The following is a 17962-nucleotide window of genomic DNA, read 5'->3' as shown; positions in this document are numbered from 1 at the left end:
CCCATGACCGCCGAGCCGATCACCCCGCCCCCGCCTTCACGGCCTTCGCTAGCGAAGGCCAGGGCGCGTGCCGGTGAGAATCCGCTGGTGCACGTCATCCTGGCCTTCTGGGCGCTGTGGCACTGCCGCCATGCACGCCCGCCGGACACCTCGCTCGCCTTTTCCTGACGCCCACCGCAGCCCTGTGGCTGCCTGACTCCGTCCGACGCACCGCGCCTGTTTTGCGGTGGTCCCGTGCGCACCCTCACCCAGGGCGCGCGAGCGAGCGCTTACATGCATTTTGCCGATCCCAATCACGCCCGCCAGTTTCTGGCGAGCAACCCCGATATCGAGTTGTTCGAGCTGTTCATCCTCGACGCCAACGGTGTACCACGCGGCAAGCTGCTGCACCGCGACGAGCTGTTGGCGGTGTATGAACAGGGCCGACCGTTGCCCAGCACCATCCTCGGCCTGACTATCCAGGGTGACGACGTGGAAAACTCCGGCCTGGTGTGGGACGTCGGCGACATCGACTGCCGCGCTTACCCACTTGAAGGCAGCCTGGTGCGTCTGCCCTGGCGCAGGGTGCCCACTGCCGCCGTGCAGGTCAGCATGCATCCCAGCGAAGGCCTGCCGGCCAGTGTCGCCGACCCCCGGCATGTGCTGCTGCACACCCTCCAGGCCCTGAAAGCCGACGGCTACCACCCGGTGATGGCCTGCGAGCTGGAGTTCTACCTGCTCGATCAGCAGCGCGATGCCCAGGGCCAACCGCAGCCGGCGCTGGACCGCGACGGTGGACGACCGCGTGCCACCCAAGTGTATGGCTTGCGCGAACTGGAGCAGATCGAGCCCTTCCTCGCCGACCTCTACGCCGCCTGCAAGGCCCAGGGGATACCGGCGCGCACGGCGATTTCCGAGTATGCCCCCGGGCAAGTGGAAATCACCCTGGAGCATGGCGATGCACTGACGGCGATGGACCAGGCCGTGCGCTACAAGCGCCTGGTCAAAGGCGTGGCTCACGCCTATGGCATGCAGGCGTGCTTCATGGCCAAACCCTTCGCCCACCTCGCCGGCACCGGCATGCACATGCACCTTAGCCTGGCCGATGCGGCCGGTCGCAACCTGTTCGCCAGCGACGATGCGGCCGGTACGCCGCTGCTGCGCCAGGCGGTGGCCGGGATGCTGCGTCACCTGCGCGAATCGTTGCTGCTGTTCTGCCCCACCGCCAACGCCTACCGGCGCTTTCAGGCCAACAGCTATGCACCGCTGGCGCCGACCTGGGGCGTCGACAACCGCACCGTGAGCCTGCGCGTGCCGGGCGGGCCGGCGGCCAGTCGGCATATCGAGCATCGCGTCTGTGGCGCCGATGCCAATCCCTACCTGGCCGCCGCTGCGATGCTCGCCGCCAGCCACGCCGGTATCCGCCAGCAGCTCGATCCGGGCGCACCGGTGCAGGGCAACGGCTACGCCCAGGCCCAGGAACACCTGCCCACCGACTGGCTGACTGCCCTTGAAGCCCTGGAGGGCTCGCAGTGGGCACGCGACGCCTTGGGCGACGCTTTTCTCGGCGTGTACCTGAAGGTCAAGCGCGCCGAATACCGCCAGTTCATGGCCGAAGTGGGCGAACAGGACTGGCGCTGGTATTTGCACCAGGCCTGATCCCCCGAACGACAAGGAATTTCTCATGCATGCAGCAGTGAACGGCGCCCAGGCGCAACGTGCCCTCTCCTACTACAGCGCCACGCTCAACGACCCCGTCGAGTACCCCCGCCTCGAGGGCACGGTCGAGGTCGATGTGGCGATCATCGGCGGCGGTTTCACCGGCGTCGCTACAGCGGTGGAGCTGGCCGAGCGCGGCCTGAAAGTGGCCATCGTCGACACCCACCGCATTGGCTGGGGCGCCAGCGGGCGCAATGGGGGTCAGGTCACCGGCAGCCTGTCGGGCGACGAGGCAATGCGTACACAGATGCGCCGGCGCCTCGGCGCCGAAGTGGACGACTTCATCTGGCAACTGCGCTGGCGCGGGCATCAGATCATCGAGCAGCGCGTGGCACGCTACGGCATCCAGTGCGACCTCAAGCACGGCCACCTGCACGCGGCCATGAAGCCCTCGCACCTGGATGAACTGCGCGCCTTCGAAGCCGAGGCCCAGCGCCGCGGCATGGGCGATCAGGTGCAGTTGCTCGACCGTCGCGGCGTCTCCCAGCACCTGCAGAGCCCGCTGTACCTGGGCGCGCTGAAGAACAGCCGTAACCTGCACCTGCACCCGCTCAACCTGTGCCTGGGCGAGGCCCGTGCCGCCGGCCAACTGGGCGCGTTGATCTTCGAGCAGTCCGAGGTGCTGGAGATCGTCCACGGTGCGCGTCCGGCGGTGATCACGGCCCACGGGCGCATCGACGCGCGCCAGGTGCTGCTGGCCGGCGACGTCTATCACAAGCTCGAGCAGCGCCAGCTCAAAGGCAAGATCTTTCCGGCTATGGGCGGGATCGTCACCACCGCTGCGCTGGGCGAGCTGGCAGAGCAGATCAATCCCCACGACCTGGCGGTGTACGACTGCCGCTTCGTCCTCGACTACTACCGCCTGACGGCTGACAAGCGCCTGCTGTTCGGCGGCGGCGCCCACTATTCCGGACGCGATTCACGGGACATCGAGGCCGAGCTGCGGCCATGCATCGAGCGCACCTTTCCCGCGCTCAAAGGCGTGCCGATCGAGTTCAAGTGGAGTTGCGCGATGGGGATCGTGGTCAACCGCATTCCGCAGTTGGGCAAGCTGTCGGACAACGTCTGGTATTGCCAGGGGTATTCAGGGCACGGCATCGCCACCAGCCACATCATGGGCGAAATCATGGCCGAAGCCTTGACCGGCACCCTGGAGCGCTTCGACACCTTCGCCCAATGCCGGCACATCAAGGTGCCGATGGGCGACCTGCTGGGCAACCCGTTGTTGTCGGTCGGGATGTGGTACTACCAGATGCTGGAAAAACTGCGCTGATCTCCGAGCCCCGCCCCTGCTGTAGGCGCGGGCTTGCGCCGCGTCTACAGCAGGGGTTGCCAGGGCTCAGGCAGTCTTTTTCAGGCCCAGCTTCTTCAGCTCTTCATCGCGCAGTTCGCGGCGCAGGATCTTGCCGACGTTGGTGGTCGGCAACGCATCGCGGAACTCGATGGCCTTGGGCACCTTGTAGCCGGTGACGTTGGCACGCATGTGGGTCATCACCTGCTCCTTGGTGAGGGTCACGCCAGGCTTGGCGACGATGAACATCTTGATCACCTCGCCCGACTTCTCGTCCGGTACACCGATGGCTGCGCACTGCAACACGCCGGGCAGCGTGACCAGCACGTCTTCCAGCTCGTTGGGGTACACGTTGAAGCCCGAGACCAGGATCATGTCCTTCTTGCGGTCGACGATGCGCATGTAACCATCCGGCTGGATCACCGCGATGTCACCGGTCTTCAGCCAGCCGTCGCTGTCGAGGATCTCGGCGGTGGCGTCTTCGCGCTGCCAGTAGCCCTTCATCACCTGCGGCCCCTTGATGCACAACTCGCCGATCTCGCCCAACGGCAATTCCTGGCCGTTGTCGTCGATGACCTTGCACAGGGTGGACGGCACTGGAATGCCAATGGTGCCCACCTGGTTGGCTTCCGACGGGTTGACCGCCGCCACCGGGCTGGTCTCGGTCATGCCGTAGCCTTCGCAGATGGCGCAGCCGGTGACCGCCTTCCAGCGCTCGGCCACGCTCAATTGCAGGGCCATGCCGCCGGACAGGGTGACCTTCAGTGCAGAGAAATCCAGGCTGCGGAAGGTGTCGTTGTTGCACAGCGCGACGAACAAAGTGTTGAGCCCGACGAAGCCGCTGAACTTCCATTTGCTCAGTTCCTTGACCATGGCGGGCAGGTCACGCGGGTTGCTGATCAGCACGTTGTGGTTGCCGATCAGCATCATCGCCATGCAATGGAAGGTGAAGGCGTAGATGTGGTAAAGCGGCAGCGGCGTGATGATGATTTCCGAGCCTTCCTGCAGGTTCGAGCCCATCAGGGCGCGGCACTGCAGCATGTTGGCGACCAAGTTGCGGTGGGTCAGCATCGCCCCCTTGGCCACGCCCGTGGTGCCGCCGGTGTATTGCAGCACGGCCACGTCGTTGGCCTCGGGGCTGGCTTCGGTCACCGGCTGGCCCTTGCCCTTGGCCAAGGCCTCGTTGAAGCGCACCGCCTGCGGCAGGTGGTAGGCCGGCACCATCTTCTTGACGTACTTGATGACGCTGTTGATCAGCACGCGCTTGAGTGGCGGCAGCAAGTCGGCCACCTCGGTGACGATCACGTGCTTGACCTGGGTCTTGGGCAGCACCTTCTCGACCAGGTGGGCCATGTTCGCCAGGCACACCACCGCCTTGGCCCCGGAGTCGGTGAACTGGTGTTCCAATTCGCGGGCGGTGTACAGCGGGTTGGTGTTGACCACGACCAGACCGGCGCGCATGGCGCCGAATACCGCGACGGGGTATTGCAGGACGTTGGGCAGTTGCACGGCGATACGATCGCCGGGCTTGAGATCGGTGTGCTGCTGCAGCCATGCGGCGAAGGCGCCGGACAGGGTGTACAGCTCACCGTAGGTGAGGGTCTTGCCGAGGTTGCTGAACGCCGGCTTGTCGGCAAAGCGCTGGCAGGATTGCTTCAATACGGCCTGAATGTTGGGAAATTCGTCAGGATTGATTTCCGCCGTAATTCCGGCTGGGTACTTATCCTTCCAAAAATGTTCGATCATGGAAGCCCACTCCTTTAGCAACAGCGAATGCTCTACGCGTCGATGCGCTTATTATTGATATGGGATGAGGGCTCAGTGCAAACCGCATCATCCGAAGCGCGCCGAGAGTAGCAGCTTTGCCGGGGGCCGCCTAGGGCCGTGGCGGCCCGCACAGTCACAAAAGTGACCTTAACTTAGATTGTGGTCACATTTTGAATTTCGCCCTCCTGCGGCGAACAAGCACTGAACCTCTCCGACTGCGCAATGGCAGCAGCGACCCACCCCCGCTGCTGCCATTGGCACCTCAGGCGATGTCGCGCAATTCGCGGCGCAGGATCTTGCCCACCGGGGTCATGGGCAGCGAGTCGCGTAGCACGATGTGCTTGGGGACTTTGTAGCCGGTGAGGTTGGCCTTGCAGAAGGTTTTCAGTTCCTCGACGCTGACCCCGCCCGCCCGCGGCACCACGAACAACTTCACCGCCTCGCCGGAGCGCTCGTCCGGCACGCCGATCACCGCACAACTGGCCACCTGCGGGTGGCCCATGAGCACATCTTCGATTTCATTGGGGTACACGTTGAAGCCCGAGACGATGATCATGTCCTTCTTGCGGTCGACGATACGGGTGAAGCCTTCGGCATCGATCACCGCGATGTCACCGGTCTTGAACCAACCCTCGGCATCCAGCGCCTCGGCCGTGGCCTCCGGTTGTTGCCAGTAGCCCTTCATCACCTGCGGCCCCTGGATGCACAGCTCGCCGCGCTCGCCCAGCGGCAGCTCCTGACCCTGGTCATCGATGACCTTGAACGCCGTGCCCACCACCGGAATACCCACCGTACCCAATCGCGCCAACGTGCCGTAGGGATTGGTGCTGGCCACCGGCGAGGTTTCGGTGAGGCCGTACCCTTCGACGATGCGACAGCCCGTGAGCGTTTCCCAGCGCTCGGCCGTGGCCTTGACCAGTGCCGTGCCCCCCGAATTGGTGACCTTCAGCGACGAGAAGTCCAGCGACGCGAAGCCTGGGTGGTCCATCAGCGCGACGAACAACGTGTTGAGCCCCAGCAACGCCGAGAAACGCCACTTGCCCAACTCTTTGATGAAACCAGGGATGTCGCGGGGATTGGTGATCAGCACGTTGTGGTTGCCGGTGGCGGTCATGCACATGCAGTTCGCGGTGAAGGCATAGATGTGATAAAGCGGCAGCGGCGCGATCATCACCTCCTGCCCTTCCTTGATCAGCGGCTGGCCGTCGGGGCCATGCTGGGAAAAGCAGGCCAGCACCTGCTGCATGTTGGCCACTAGGTTGCGGTGGGTCAGCATCGCGCCTTTGGCCAGGCCTGTGGTGCCGCCGGTGTACTGCAGCACGGCGACGTCATCGAGCGTGCGTGGTACCGGGGTGCGGCGAAGGTCACGGCCCTGGCGCAGCACCTGCTTGAACGACAGCGCCTGGGGCAGACGATAGGTCGGCACCATCTTCTTCAATTTGTCGACGACGGTGTTGATCAGCCAGCCCTTGGCGGCAGGCAGCAGGTCGCCCATCTTCGCCTCGATCAGGTACTCGATGCCGGTGTCCGGCAGCACGTTCTGCACGCGCTGGCCAAACATGTTCAAGTACACCAGCGCGCGGGCGCCGGAGTCCTTGAACTGGTGACGCATCTCGCGTTCGGTGTACAGCGGGTTGGTATTGACCACGATGAGCCCGGCGCGCATGGCGCCGAACACGGCGATCGGGTACTGCAGCACATTGGGCATCTGCACGGCGATGCGCTCGCCGGGCGCCAGGTCGGTATGGTGCTGCAACCAGGCGGCGAAGGCGGCCGAGTGGCGATCCAGGTCGGCATAGGTCAGGGTGACGCCCAGGTTGCTGAACGCCGGGCGCTCGGCGAAGCGCTTACAGGCGCGCTCGAAAACCTCGACGACCGACGCATAGTCGCCCATGTCGAGGGTGGAGGGCACGCCCACCGGGCGTTTGTCGTTCCAGAAGTCGGCTTGCATTTATTGTTGTTCCTCAGCCTGAACCGTCCATGCCCTGATTGCCCTTGGCAAACAGGCGTTCAGCCGACGTTAGCAGGTAAGCCTGAGGGGACAAACACAGGAAGGGCTGCCATTAACATCGTGAATCTTATTTGTGCCCTCCCTGCAATTCTGGTCATTGTGCATACACTGATCTGAGGCCCGTGCGCAAAGGATCGGTCATGTCTCCCAACGCCTTCTGGCTACCCACCGGCGAGCGGTGCAGCCTGTATGTCCACCAGTGGTTGCCGCTCACCCCGGTCAAGGCCGTCGTGCTGCTGGTCCACGGCATGGCCGAGCATGGCGGACGCTATGGACGACTGGGCCAGGCGCTGAACGAGGCCGGTTTCGCCCTGTTCGCACCCGACCTGCGCGGTCACGGCCGCACCGCCGCACCGGCCGATCGGGGCCTGTTCGCCGAGCGCAATGGCTGGAGCACGGTGCTCGATGACCTGGGCTTGCTCAGCCAGTACATCGGCCAGCAGTTTCCCGGCACGCCGCTGTTTCTGTTCGGCCACAGCATGGGCAGCTACCTCGCCCAGGCCTATTTGCTGCACCACAGCGCCAGCCTGCAAGGCACCGTGCTCAGCGGCTCGAACAGCCGGCCGGCGGCGCTGTACCGTGCGGCGCGGCTGATCGCCCGCCTGGAAACCTGGCGCCAGGGGCCGCGCGGGCGCAGCGGCGTGATCGACTGGCTGTCGTTCGGCGCCTTCAACAAGGCATTCAGGCCCAACCGCACCGCCTTCGACTGGCTCAGCCGCGATGCGCAGGAGGTGGACGCCTACCTCAACGACCCGCTGTGCGGCTTTCGCTGCTGCAATCAGCTATGGCTCGACCTGCTGCAAGGCCTGGTGCAGATCAGCCAGCCCCGCCACCTGGCGCAGATCGACCCGGACCTGCCGCTGCTGGTGATCGGCGGCGAATGTGATCCGGTCAGTGCCGGCGGACGTCTCACCCATCTGGCCGACGCGCTGCGCGCCACCGGTAACCGCCATGTACAATTGCGCGTCTACCCCGATGCCCGGCACGAAGTGCTCAATGAAACCCATCGCGACGAGGTCACCCGCGACATCATCGCCTGGCTGGAACAGGCCCTGGCCCTGAACCGTCCAGCCCGTAGCGAATGAACACCCGCCTCGTCCCTCTCAAGGAAGCCCTGATGACCCAGGTCAGCAACACGCCCTACGAAGCCCTCGAAGTCGGCCAGACGGCCAGTTACGAAAAAGCGGTGGAAGAACGCGACATCCAGCTGTTCGCTGCGATGTCCGGCGATCACAACCCGGTGCACCTGGATGCCGAGTTCGCCGCCAAGAGCATGTTCCGCGAGCGTATCGCCCACGGCATGTTCAGCGGCGCACTGATCAGTGCTGCGGTGGCCTGCACCCTGCCAGGGCCGGGCACCATCTACCTGGGTCAGCAAATGAGCTTCCAGAAGCCGGTGAAGATCGGCGACACCCTGACCGTGCGCCTGGAAATTCTCGAGAAGCTGCCCAAGTTCAAAGTGCGCATCGCCACCAACGTCTACAACCAGAACGACGAACTGGTGGTCTCCGGCGAGGCCGAGATTCTCGCCCCGCGCAAGCAGCAGACCGTCGAACTGGTGTCGCCGCCGAACTTCGTCGCCAGCTGAGGGCTCAGCCTGCCAGGACCTGCGCGTAGCGCGCACGGTCCACGTTCGCGCCGCTCAATACCACTGCCACACGCCTGCCGACCTGACGTTCGCGCTCCTGCAGCAGCGCCGCCAACGCCGCAGCACCGGCACCTTCGGCGGTGTTGTGGGTGGTTTCGTGGTACAGACGCATGGCCTGGGCGATCTCATCGTCGCTCACCCGCACGATCCGCGCCGCGTGCTCTCGCACCAGGGCGAAGGCCTCGGGGTTGGGCACGCGGCAGGCCATGCCGTCGGCGAAGGTGTTCGCGCTGGCGGTGGTGACGATACGCCCCGATTCGAAGCTGCGCGCATAGGCATCCGCCGCGCTGGAGACCACGCCGACGATCTCGGTGCGCAGCCCCAGCAGGTTCCGCGCCTGGATCAACCCACAGATGCCCGAGCCCATGCCGATCGGCACGTAGACGGTGTCAAGACCGGTCACCGCCTCGAACAGCTCCAAGGCGTAAGTCGCCACGCCGCGTACCAGTTGCGCATGGAACGACGGCACCATCAGGTAGCCACGGGCCTGGGCCAGTTGTGCCGCGTGCTCGCGGGCCACGTCGAAATCGACGCCATGCTCGATCAGTTCCGCCCCCAGCGCGCGCATGGCCGCGTTCTTTTCCAGCGAATTGCCTTCAGGCACCACGATCACCAGCGGCAGGCCCGCTTGCCGCGCCGCCAGCGCCATGCTTTGCCCGTGATTGCCGCGGGTCGCGGTCACCAGGCCAGCGGGCACCTCGCCGCTGTCGAGCAGTGAACGCACGTAGACCAGTCCGCCGCGCACCTTGAAGGCGCCGGTAGGGGCATGGTTTTCGTGCTTGACCCATACCTGGCATCCAGTCCGCTCGGCCAGCAGCGGCCAGGCCAACTGAGGCGTCGGCGGCACATGCTGATGAACGAAATCGGCGGCTTCGCGCAGGGCGGTGAGATCGAACATGGCGGTCATCCTTCTCGGTTGCAGTTGCCTCGATCCTGAGTGCCCGGCATTGTATGGGTCAAACCTTATATTGCATGGGCCGCAATTTCGTGTGGACACCTCACCTGGTCGATGATGACCAACCCCGCTACCTGGCGCTGGTCGAGGCCATCGCCATGGCCATCGAGCGCGGTGAACTGACAGTCGGCGAACGCCTTCCCCCGCAGCGGCGCCTGGCGTGGAAGCTGGGGCTCAATCCGAGCACCACGCAGCAAGCCTATCGCGAAGCGGCCGCCCGCCACCTGGTGGCCGGCGAAGTCGGGCGCGGCACCTATGTGCTGGCGGGGAGCAAGGAAGCGACGCTGTTTCGCCTCAAGCAGCATGACCGCCATCCGACCCTGATCGACCTGTCGACCAACGTGCCGGTGGCCGACCTGGCCCCACAGGATCTGCAACAGAGTCTGCAATCGTTGCTGCAGGCAGGCGACTTCAACCTGCTGGATCACTACCTGGACCATGATCGACTGCTGCTGGGCCGCCTGCAGGGCGCCCATTGGCTCAGCCTGCGCGGCATCACCGTGGATGCCGACGACCTGCTGCTGTGCGGCGGCGCGCAACAGGCACTGACCTGCGTGTTGCAGTCGCTGTGCCAGCCCGGCGAGCCGGTGATGGTCGAAGCGCTGAGCGCGCCCGGCATCAAGGCCGCCTGTCGACAGCTGCGCCTTCCCGTGCAGGGCGTTGCACTGGACGGTCAAGGCTTGCGCCCCGAGGCCCTGGAGCGGGTGGCGAGGGCCAGCGGCGCGCGGGTACTGGTGACCACGCCGACGCTGCACAACCCCACCGGAGCGTGCATGGACGAAGCCCGTCGCCAGGCCATCGCCGACGTGGTCCGACGCAATGAGCTGTGGGTGATCGAGGACGATGTCTACGGTGCGTTCAGCGAACGGCCACCGTTGTATCCACTGCTCGATGGCCGTGGCGTGCTGGTCAGCAGCCTGTCGAAAACCGTGGCCGCCGGGCTGCGGGTGGGCTGGATCGCGGCGTCGCCGGACCTGCTCGAGCGCATCGACCCTCACACCCGCGCCACCCACTGGTCGGTATCACCGCTGAATCTGCAGATCGCCTGCCAGTGGATCGGCGAGGGGACGGCAGCACGCCGGTTGGCCCAGCAGCGCGAGGAAGTCGAGCAACGCTGGCGTCTGGCCCGACGGTGGTTGGGCGAGGCCTTGCTCACCCGCGAGGCGCCGTCCCCGCATATCTGGGTGCGCACACCCGCCTGCGCCGAAACCTTGGCGGCGGCGTGTCGGCAACGGGGCGTGGAAGTGGTGCCAGCCAGCGTGTTCGCGGTGGGCGGCGAGGCAGTGAAAGCCGTGCGCATCAGCCTGTCGGCGGCCGTCAGCCGCGCGCAGCTCACACAGGGGCTGGAGATCGTGCGCGCAGTGCTGGACGACGGCAGTGACTGACGCACCTAGCCCTGCTGGCAACCCTCGCCCATGGCGCGGTATTGAAGGGTGTGCACCTGCCCCTGGTGATCTTCGTAGATCATGGTCGCGGGTACCACCTCGCAGACATTGGGCAGGGTCGACAGATGGATGACCCGCTTGATATCGAGGTTGGTCGAGTAGTCGTATTGCACCGGGGGTTGGGCCTGGGCCGTCTTGACCTCATCCGCCAGGGCGAACGAAGACATCCCGACCAATGCGAGGATCAATAATGGTTTCATGATTCAAGACCTTGAAGACAATCGGCTAGATCGACTTCTTGTGCCGTCACTGGCGTGGAGAAGTTGTCACCGAAGCGGTGACACGAAGCACGAATCCCGCTTCGGACAATGCGAAAGGGATAGCTGGAATTTTACGCCCGCCACGCAATACGTGAACCCGGCAGTCGGAGTTTCACCCTTGCTCCAAATGCAACAATCTGCGACAAAGCTGCCCATGACTCCGCCTGACTATCAACGGCTATGCCACTCACAGCGCCGCTTGCTCGATCATTTCTATCGCCAGCAGGGCTCGCGCATGCGCGCCAGTGGTGACGGTGAGTCATGGGTAGCACGGGCTGACGGCCTGATCGGCGCGCTGAGCCTGACGCCGGTTGCCGGGGGTCAGTGGTTGACGGGATTGTTCGTCGCCGAACCGTGGCGCAGGAAAGGCATCGCGGCGGGGTTGATCGAGGCGTCACTGGCAGCACGTCCAGGCCCGACCTGGCTATTCTGCCACCCCGACCTGCAGACCTTCTATGCTCGGCTGGGTTTCGACTCAACCCATGCCCTGCCCGCTGAACTGGCTTCTCGGTTGGCCCGCTACCAGCGCAGCAAGTCACTGGTGGCGCTGGTGCGGGCGGGGTTCACGCCAGGCTGAATCGCGCTTCAGGCATCAGGCTGGCGCGGGTGCGACTCGGCCGATACCGGCTGCTCGTGGCCAAGCACGGTGATGGTTTCCTTGGGTTTCTCGCCGTCGAAGTCCTTCTCCCCAGGATCCTTGCCCTCGGCCGACATGTGCTCGATCACCGCATTCATCTCGGCGCCCAGCAGCAGCACCGCAGAGGAAATGTAGAAATACAGCAGCAGGACGATGATTGCCCCGATGCTGCCGTACATGGCGTTGTAGTCGGCGAAGGTTTTCACGTAATAGGCAAAGCCCAGTGAAGCCAGGATCCACACAACCACCGCCAGCACCGACCCCGGCGTGATGAAGCGGAATTTCTGTTTCACATCCGGCATGACGTAATACATCAACGCCACCGCGACCATCATCAGCAGGATGATGACCGGCCAACGGAGCACCGTCCAAACGGTGACGATCACCTCTTGCAGGCCGACCTGGGCGGCGATCCACTCCATCACCTGCGGGCCAAGTACCATCAGTGCCGCCGCCATCAGCAGCATGCCGGCGATACCGATGGTGTAGAAGATCGACAGGGGAATGCGCTTCCACACCGGACGGCCCTCGGGCACGTCATAAGCGGCATTCATTGCGCTCATCATCAGGCGCACGCCGGCAGAGGCGGTCCACAGGGCGATGACGATACCCACCGACACCAGCCCACCCTTGGACTGCTGCAATTGGTCGATCACCGGATTGACCTGTTCCAGCGCCTGGGGCGGTAACACCAGTTCGGTTTGCAGGCGCAGCCAGGAGAAGAAGTCGGGAAGGTGCAGGAAACCGATCAGGGCGATCAGGAACAGGATGAAGGGGAACAGCGAAAACAGCATCTGGTAGGCCAGTGCCGAGGCGTAGGTGGACATCTCGTCGTCAAGGAACTCCTGGACGGTGCGCACCATCACGCGGTGCAGAGGCAGCCCCTGCAAGGCGGGAAAAATCATAGCGTCTCCTTTCGCCGCTCGATCGTCGTGGTTGTCACAAGGCGGTCAAGTCTAATAGACCACGCGGCTGGTGTACTGCTCCCTGCCTGTTTCAGGAAAAAACCTACTCAGGTTGCGACAACCCACAGTAAAAGGCCGCCGCGTGAAAGAGCGTAGTCGCTCATCCACTGGGCGGCCTTGAGCGTTACAGGCAGTTACTTGTCGAGCTTGTCCTTGACCTTGCCGACTTTCTGCTGAGCTTCACCCTTCAGTTCCTGGGCTTTACCTTCGGCCTTCAGCTTGTCGCTGTCGGTGACCTTGCCAACACCTTGCTTGACGTTGCCGATGGCTTCGTTCGCCAGGCCCTTCGCTTTGTCTTTAGTGCCGCTCATGGTGAATCTCCTGATAGAGACACGTGAACCGTGCCGACAAAAGGTTGACCGCTGGGCTTGTCGGGGAGTTTCAAACTTTTTCACCTCGCCGAACCCGGCGGCAAACAGCGGGCGAATACCGCACCGAATCGACCTTCGCTCACTGCAAGAGCCTGACCCGCGCCTCTAGAATCGGCCGCTCATAACAACAACAGTTTGCGGACCAACCTGCCCATGCGTCTGATCACCTTGCTCGCAGCCGCCCTGCCGCTGCTGCCCCTGCCTGCCCTGGCGGCAGACCCGACCACCCCTGAAATCCTGCGCGTCGATCGTTACAGCGACGATGGCCAGCCCGGCACCCTGCGCTGGGCGCTGGAAACCAGCAATGCAGCCCCTGGCCGTTATCGCATCGACATCGTGCCCGCGGGCGAGCCGCCTTATGTCATCCGCCCCAACCGGGCGCTGCCGGAGATCAAGGGGCCGCTGCGCATCACCGGGCTGTCCTGGGCGCGTGACGGTCAATACATCGCCATTGACGGCTCCGGCTACATCCGCGACCAGGGCGTGCGGACCTGCCCCGGCGCCCTGCCCGGCCAGTTCGGCACCAACGTGCGCAGCACCAGCTACCCCGGCCTAGTGCTGCGCGACACCCAGGGCGTGCACGTGAGCGGTTTGGAGGTGCGCAATTTCTGCATCGGCATCCTGGTCAACCGCGCCAGCGGCAACGTGATAGAGGACAACCGCATCGTCGCCAACAAGGGCGGTGCCGGCATCATGCTCACCGGCGACGACGGCGCCGGTAATCCGACCGCCACCACCACGATCAACAACAAGGTGTTGCGCAATCAACTGATCGACAACGGCGACGGTCTGGAACTGACCCGTGGCGCGGCCTTCAACCTGGTGGCCGACAACCTGTTCCGCTCCACCGACGCCAATCCCGAGCCGTCCCAAGGCATCGAAATCCTGCTGGGCAACGACAACACCGTGGTGCGCAACCGCTTCGAGCACTACTCCGACGGTCTGCAGATCAACTGGGGCAAGCGTAACTACCTGGGCGCCAACACCTTCACCGGCAACTCCATCGGCGTCAGCGTCACGGGCGAAGACAACGTGCTCGACGGCAACCTGATCCACGGCAACCGCATCGGTGTGGCCCTGCGTCCAGAGCCACAAGTGACTGCCACGCGCCTGACCGCCAACCGCATCTGGGGCAACGGCCTGGACATCCGTCGCTGCCAGGCGGGCGGCTCGTGCGTGCCGAACCAGCGTACCGGGGCCATCGTCTTCGGCGTGCCGGCCCAGGCGCATGCGCTGTACGTCGGCTCGCGCGGCGTCGGAGCGGAATTGGCGAAACAGGACCAGGCGATCATCTGCGACGCCAACGGCCAGCCCCAGCCGTGCCAGCCGCTGCCCAACCATAATCAACCCGCGCCACGACTGTTGGCGTTGGACGGCGCGTTGCTCAGAGGAGAGGTGCAGGGACCGGCCTCGAGCCGGCTGCGTGTCGAAGTGTTCGGCAACTCCACGGCCGATGGCCAGGAGGCCGAACACTATCTGGGCGAGGTGCTGGCCAACAGCGATGCTCAAGGCCACGCACGCTTCGAGATGATGTTGAGCGACATCGACGCACTGCACAGTTTCACCGCCACGGTGACGACCGCCGATGGCGCGACCTCGGAGTTGAGCCCGTCATTACGGCGATGAGCCGGGCCACGGCAGCGACGGCCGGTGCGCCGTGGCTGCCGTGAACCCTGCAGACCTTGCCGCGCCCCGCGCCGCCTTGCACAATGTCAGGCCTTTCAGGCGTCAACCCGCAGGAACCTGCATGAAACTCGACAAACCCACCGCCATTGCCCGGCGCAACGAAGCGCTGGCCCGGCCGGTGCTCGACCGCGACAACACCCTGTTCGCCATCCTCGACAAGAAACGCAACCTGTGGTGGTTCGAGGTGCCGGTGGGCTTGCTGCGCAAAGGCCAGCCCGATTGGGTCAACCTGCTGCTGCACACCCCCGATACCGACACGCTGCAACACTTGAAGGTGCCGGTGAACTTCCTGCGCGCGCATCAGGAGCAGATGGAAATCCGCAACCCCGGCAAGCGCCGCTCGACCATCAGCCTGGCACTCAGCGCCGACCGCGACTCGCTGCTGCGCGACACCCGCCCGGGCGGTGAGCAGTTGGACTTCAGCCCCTTCGTGCAGGGCTGATCAGGCGCGCTCGATGCGATCGTCATGGATGACGATCAGACCCTGCCTGAACAAGCCACCGATCGCTTTCTTGAAGTTGCCCTTGCTGACGTTGAACAGCTTGGCGATGACGTCCGGCGCGCTCTTGTCGCACACCGGCAACACCCCACCGGCCTCCTCCAGGCGCTTGAGGATCTGCGCCTGCAGGTCGTCGGCCAGCGCCGCGCCCACCGGTTGCAGGCTCAGGGCGATCTTGCCGTCGTGGCGCACTTCCTTGATGAAGCCCTGTTCGTGCATCCCCGAACGCAGGAACTTGAACACCTCGTTCTTGTGGATCAGGCCCCAGTGGCGACTGTTGATGATGGCCTTGAAGCCCATCGGCGTCTCGCCAGCCACCAGCAGTTCCACCGGCTGACCCGGCGAATAGTCGGCCGGGGTGCGATCGAGGTAGCGGTCCAGGCGCGCGGTGGCGGTGATGCGCCGGGTGCGCTTGTCGAGGTAGGCGTGGACCACGCAGTAGTCGCCGATCTTCAGCGGCTGCACTTCTTCGGAGTAGGGCATCAGCAGGTCCTTGGACAGCCCCCAGTCGAGGAAGATACCGGCGCCGTTGATGTCCTTGACCTTGAGACTGGCGAATCCACCGACCTGGATCTTGGGCTTTTCGGTGGTGGCGATCAGCTGATCTTCGCTGTCCAGGTAGATGAACACGTTGAGCCAGTCGTCCAGCTCCAGCTCAGCGTCTTTGGGGAAGTAGCGCCTGGGCAGGAGGATCTCGCCGTCGGCGCCGCCGTCCAGGTAGAGACCGAACTCCACGTGTTTCACGATTTGCAAACTGTTGTAACGCCCAAGCAGAGCCATTTCCGATGTTCCTCCAGACAAGGCGGCTATTCTACACCCGATGCGCCCGGGCTGCCGATCCGCTGGAACCGCCGAGCGTGCCGCCGCGTCTACTCCCTGGTCCGTCACTGCAAGGATTCGCGCATGCCTGCCCAGCTCATCCGCACCCTGGTGCTCATCGTCGGCCTGGCCCTGACGCTGGGGGCCTGCACGCGTATCGACCTCGCCTACCGCAACCTCGACCGCCTGGTGCCCTGGTCGCTGGGCGACTACCTGGACATGAACCGCCAGCAGAAGGCGCTGCTCGACGAACGGCTCAAGGATCACCTGGCCTGGCACTGCAAAACGCAGTTGCCGGGCTATCTCGACTGGCTCGACAAGGTCCGGCAGATGGTCGCCGACCAGGCGGTCACCGACCAGGCCTTGCAACAGCGCACCGCCGAGGCGCGCCTGGCCATCGGGCGGGTGGCCGAGGCGATCACCCCGTCGGCCGCCGAGCTATTGCGCGACATGAGCGATGCCCAGGTGGCCGAGATGCGCAAGGCGTTCAGCGACGACATCGCCGAGCGCCAGAAAGAGTACGTCGATACCCCGCTGCCCAGGCAGATAGAAGAGCGCGCCACGCGTATGCACAAGCGCCTCAAGCCCTGGCTGGGCGAGCTCAGCGCCGTCCAGCGTCAGCGGGTGATGAGTTGGTCCCAGGCGCTGGGCGATCAGAACCGTGAGTGGATCGCCAACCGCCAGGCCTGGCAGCAGCAGTTGCTGCTGGCCATGGACCAGCGCCAAACCCCGGCTTTCGAGCCGCGCCTGGCGCAGTTGCTACAGGACAAGCAGAGCCTGTGGTCGCCGGCCTACCGCGCTGCCTTCGACAACACCGAGCGCCAGGCCCGCAGCCTGTTGGTCGACTTGCTGCAGCAGAGCAGCGCGGCGCAGCGCCAGTTGCTGATCGAGCGGCTGGGCAAGGTGCGCCAGGACTTCAGCCAGTTGAAGTGCCTCAAGGGCTGACCGGTTCACATCGCAAGAAACGACAGGAAAGCCCCTCCCCGCTCACGTACACTCGCGCCCCTGTCCCGTCCACCGGAGATGTCCGTGAGCCCCATCGCCCTCGCCCGCCTGCTGACCCTCGCCGCCGTCTGGGGCGCGAGCTTCCTGTTCATGCGCATCATCGCGCCAGAGCTGGGCGCACTGCCTACCGCCTTTTTCCGCGTGTCCATCGCCTGCCTCGGGCTGATCGCCATCCTCGCCGCCGGGCGCGTGCGCTGGGACTTTCAGGGCAAGCTCGGCGCCTGTCTGGTGCTGGGCATGATCAACTCGGGCATTCCGGCGACCTTCTATTCGGTGGCCGCGCAAGTGCTGCCCGCCGGCTACTCGGCGATCTTCAACGCCACCACGCCGCTGATGGGCGTGCTGATCGGCGCGCTGTTCTTCCATGAGGCCATGACCCTGCCCAAGCTGTGCGGGATTTTCCTGGGGCTGTTCGGCGTGGCCATCCTCAGCGGTGCCGGCCCGGTCGCGCTGGACCTGGCGCTGCTGCAAGGCGCGCTGGCGTGCCTGGCGGCAACCACCTGTTATGGCTTCGCCGGCTTTCTCGCACGGCGCTGGATCAGCGGGCTGGACAGTCGGCTATCGGCCCTGGGCAGCATGCTCGGTGCCACCTTGCTGCTGGCCCCGCTGTTCGCCTGGAGCGCCTTGACCCAGCCGCCGCCCAGTTGGGGCGGCTGGTCGGTGTGGGGCTCGTTGCTGGGACTGGGGCTGGTGTGCACGGCGTTCGCCTACATCCTGTACTTCCGCCTGCTGGACGAGATCGGGCCGGTCAAGGCCACCACGGTGACCTTTCTGATTCCGGTATTCGGCGTACTCTGGGGGGCGTGGCTGTTGGGCGAGCCGCTGTCGCTGGCGCACCTGTATGGCGGGGTGATGATCGGCGCGGCCTTGTGGCTGGTGCTGCGACCGGCGCGCCGCTGAGGGAA

Annotated in this window: 17 protein-coding genes; 10 read left to right on the top strand and 7 right to left on the bottom strand. The window is 64.8% G+C overall.

Annotated elements, in window-relative coordinates:
• The first annotated feature begins 273 nt into the window (after positions 1–273).
• Positions 274–1638, top strand: a complete 1365-nt coding sequence (locus NJ69_RS03100; protein WP_039576140.1) for a glutamine synthetase family protein — start codon at positions 274–276, stop codon at positions 1636–1638.
• 25 nt (positions 1639–1663) lie between these two features.
• Entirely contained in the window at positions 1664–2971 is a 1308-nt protein-coding gene (locus NJ69_RS03095; protein WP_039576138.1) for an NAD(P)/FAD-dependent oxidoreductase, read from the top strand.
• A 66-nt stretch (positions 2972–3037) separates the two neighbouring features.
• Here NJ69_RS03095 and fadD1 read toward each other — a convergent pair whose 3' ends face one another.
• Complete coding sequence (fadD1, locus tag NJ69_RS03090) at positions 3038–4735, bottom strand: long-chain-fatty-acid--CoA ligase FadD1 (protein ID WP_029613689.1); 1698 nt, start codon at positions 4733–4735, stop codon at positions 3038–3040.
• A gap of 283 nt (positions 4736–5018) precedes the next feature.
• Entirely contained in the window at positions 5019–6707 is a 1689-nt protein-coding gene (gene fadD2, locus NJ69_RS03085; protein WP_039576136.1) for a long-chain-fatty-acid--CoA ligase FadD2, read from the bottom strand.
• A gap of 200 nt (positions 6708–6907) precedes the next feature.
• Here fadD2 and NJ69_RS03080 point away from each other — a divergent pair, with 200 nt between their 5' ends.
• On the top strand, positions 6908–7852 hold the full coding sequence (locus NJ69_RS03080; protein WP_039576134.1) for an alpha/beta hydrolase: 945 nt from the start codon (positions 6908–6910) through the stop codon (positions 7850–7852).
• A gap of 32 nt (positions 7853–7884) precedes the next feature.
• Positions 7885–8355, top strand: coding sequence for a MaoC family dehydratase (locus NJ69_RS03075; RefSeq protein ID WP_039576132.1), 471 nt, complete (start codon positions 7885–7887; stop codon positions 8353–8355).
• Positions 8356–8359: 4 nt separating this feature from the next.
• Here the strand turns inward: NJ69_RS03075 and NJ69_RS03070 are convergent, their stop codons facing one another.
• Positions 8360–9313 carry a threonine dehydratase gene (locus NJ69_RS03070; RefSeq protein WP_039576131.1) on the bottom strand — a complete coding sequence of 318 codons (954 nt, stop codon included), beginning with the start codon at positions 9311–9313 and terminating at the stop codon, positions 8360–8362.
• 74 nt (positions 9314–9387) lie between these two features.
• Here NJ69_RS03070 and NJ69_RS03065 point away from each other — a divergent pair, with 74 nt between their 5' ends.
• On the top strand, positions 9388–10755 hold the full coding sequence (locus NJ69_RS03065) for a PLP-dependent aminotransferase family protein (protein WP_155290510.1): 1368 nt from the start codon (positions 9388–9390) through the stop codon (positions 10753–10755).
• 5 nt (positions 10756–10760) lie between these two features.
• Here NJ69_RS03065 and NJ69_RS03060 read toward each other — a convergent pair whose 3' ends face one another.
• On the bottom strand, positions 10761–11015 hold the full coding sequence (locus NJ69_RS03060; protein WP_039576129.1) for a DUF2790 domain-containing protein: 255 nt from the start codon (positions 11013–11015) through the stop codon (positions 10761–10763).
• A 214-nt stretch (positions 11016–11229) separates the two neighbouring features.
• Between NJ69_RS03060 and NJ69_RS03055 the strand changes: the two genes are divergently transcribed.
• Positions 11230–11652, top strand: a complete 423-nt coding sequence (locus NJ69_RS03055) for a GNAT family N-acetyltransferase (RefSeq protein WP_080754706.1) — start codon at positions 11230–11232, stop codon at positions 11650–11652.
• A gap of 8 nt (positions 11653–11660) precedes the next feature.
• Here the strand turns inward: NJ69_RS03055 and NJ69_RS03050 are convergent, their stop codons facing one another.
• Together NJ69_RS03050 and NJ69_RS22265 are read right to left on the bottom strand one after the other, a co-directional pair.
• The gene (locus NJ69_RS03050) at positions 11661–12617 is read right to left on the bottom strand and encodes a YihY/virulence factor BrkB family protein (protein WP_029613693.1); all 957 of its coding nucleotides are present in this window, start codon (positions 12615–12617) and stop codon (positions 11661–11663) included.
• A gap of 194 nt (positions 12618–12811) precedes the next feature.
• Entirely contained in the window at positions 12812–12988 is a 177-nt protein-coding gene (locus NJ69_RS22265; protein ID WP_080754705.1) for a CsbD family protein, read from the bottom strand.
• Positions 12989–13201: 213 nt separating this feature from the next.
• On the opposite strand from NJ69_RS22265, the gene NJ69_RS03045 reads away from it, so the two are divergent.
• Together NJ69_RS03045 and NJ69_RS03040 are read left to right on the top strand one after the other, a co-directional pair.
• Positions 13202–14674 (top strand): right-handed parallel beta-helix repeat-containing protein, encoded by a 1473-nt coding sequence (locus NJ69_RS03045; protein WP_039576125.1) that lies wholly within the window; start codon positions 13202–13204, stop codon positions 14672–14674.
• A gap of 121 nt (positions 14675–14795) precedes the next feature.
• On the top strand, positions 14796–15176 hold the full coding sequence (locus tag NJ69_RS03040) for a hypothetical protein (RefSeq protein ID WP_037028026.1): 381 nt from the start codon (positions 14796–14798) through the stop codon (positions 15174–15176).
• Here the strand turns inward: NJ69_RS03040 and NJ69_RS03035 are convergent, their stop codons facing one another.
• A complete protein-coding gene (locus NJ69_RS03035; protein WP_039576122.1) occupies positions 15177–16013 on the bottom strand; it encodes a CvfB family protein in 837 nt (278 codons plus the stop codon).
• A gap of 123 nt (positions 16014–16136) precedes the next feature.
• Here NJ69_RS03035 and NJ69_RS03030 point away from each other — a divergent pair, with 123 nt between their 5' ends.
• Together NJ69_RS03030 and NJ69_RS03025 are read left to right on the top strand one after the other, a co-directional pair.
• Positions 16137–16997, top strand: a complete 861-nt coding sequence (locus NJ69_RS03030; RefSeq protein WP_039576120.1) for a DUF6279 family lipoprotein — start codon at positions 16137–16139, stop codon at positions 16995–16997.
• Positions 16998–17081: 84 nt separating this feature from the next.
• Positions 17082–17957, top strand: a complete 876-nt coding sequence (locus NJ69_RS03025; protein ID WP_039576118.1) for a DMT family transporter — start codon at positions 17082–17084, stop codon at positions 17955–17957.
• Positions 17958–17962 lie beyond the last annotated feature (5 nt).

Origin of the sequence: Pseudomonas parafulva (genome assembly GCF_000800255.1) — a bacterium.
Lineage (GTDB): Bacteria > Pseudomonadota > Gammaproteobacteria > Pseudomonadales > Pseudomonadaceae > Aquipseudomonas > Aquipseudomonas boreofloridensis.
Note: the sequence above shows the minus strand (reverse complement) of the source record. Positions and strands in the feature narration are given on the sequence as shown.

What these genes read in the sequence shown, in the direction of transcription:
- NJ69_RS03050 (WP_029613693.1), bottom strand. Translation starts at nt 12,617, where the DNA reads ATGATTTTTCCCGCCTTGCAGGGGCTGCCTCTGCACCGCGTGATGGTG.
- NJ69_RS03075 (WP_039576132.1), top strand. Translation starts at nt 7,885, where the DNA reads ATGACCCAGGTCAGCAACACGCCCTACGAAGCCCTCGAAGTCGGCCAG.
- NJ69_RS03060 (WP_039576129.1), bottom strand. Translation starts at nt 11,015, where the DNA reads ATGAAACCATTATTGATCCTCGCATTGGTCGGGATGTCTTCGTTCGCC.
- NJ69_RS03100 (WP_039576140.1), top strand. Translation starts at nt 274, where the DNA reads ATGCATTTTGCCGATCCCAATCACGCCCGCCAGTTTCTGGCGAGCAAC.
- NJ69_RS03080 (WP_039576134.1), top strand. Translation starts at nt 6,908, where the DNA reads ATGTCTCCCAACGCCTTCTGGCTACCCACCGGCGAGCGGTGCAGCCTG.
- NJ69_RS03040 (WP_037028026.1), top strand. Translation starts at nt 14,796, where the DNA reads ATGAAACTCGACAAACCCACCGCCATTGCCCGGCGCAACGAAGCGCTG.
- NJ69_RS03070 (WP_039576131.1), bottom strand. Translation starts at nt 9,313, where the DNA reads ATGTTCGATCTCACCGCCCTGCGCGAAGCCGCCGATTTCGTTCATCAG.
- NJ69_RS03030 (WP_039576120.1), top strand. Translation starts at nt 16,137, where the DNA reads ATGCCTGCCCAGCTCATCCGCACCCTGGTGCTCATCGTCGGCCTGGCC.
- NJ69_RS22265 (WP_080754705.1), bottom strand. Translation starts at nt 12,988, where the DNA reads ATGAGCGGCACTAAAGACAAAGCGAAGGGCCTGGCGAACGAAGCCATC.
- fadD2 (WP_039576136.1), bottom strand. Translation starts at nt 6,707, where the DNA reads ATGCAAGCCGACTTCTGGAACGACAAACGCCCGGTGGGCGTGCCCTCC.
- NJ69_RS03055 (WP_080754706.1), top strand. Translation starts at nt 11,230, where the DNA reads ATGACTCCGCCTGACTATCAACGGCTATGCCACTCACAGCGCCGCTTG.
- NJ69_RS03045 (WP_039576125.1), top strand. Translation starts at nt 13,202, where the DNA reads ATGCGTCTGATCACCTTGCTCGCAGCCGCCCTGCCGCTGCTGCCCCTG.
- NJ69_RS03065 (WP_155290510.1), top strand. Translation starts at nt 9,388, where the DNA reads ATGGGCCGCAATTTCGTGTGGACACCTCACCTGGTCGATGATGACCAA.
- fadD1 (WP_029613689.1), bottom strand. Translation starts at nt 4,735, where the DNA reads ATGATCGAACATTTTTGGAAGGATAAGTACCCAGCCGGAATTACGGCG.
- NJ69_RS03035 (WP_039576122.1), bottom strand. Translation starts at nt 16,013, where the DNA reads ATGGCTCTGCTTGGGCGTTACAACAGTTTGCAAATCGTGAAACACGTG.
- NJ69_RS03095 (WP_039576138.1), top strand. Translation starts at nt 1,664, where the DNA reads ATGCATGCAGCAGTGAACGGCGCCCAGGCGCAACGTGCCCTCTCCTAC.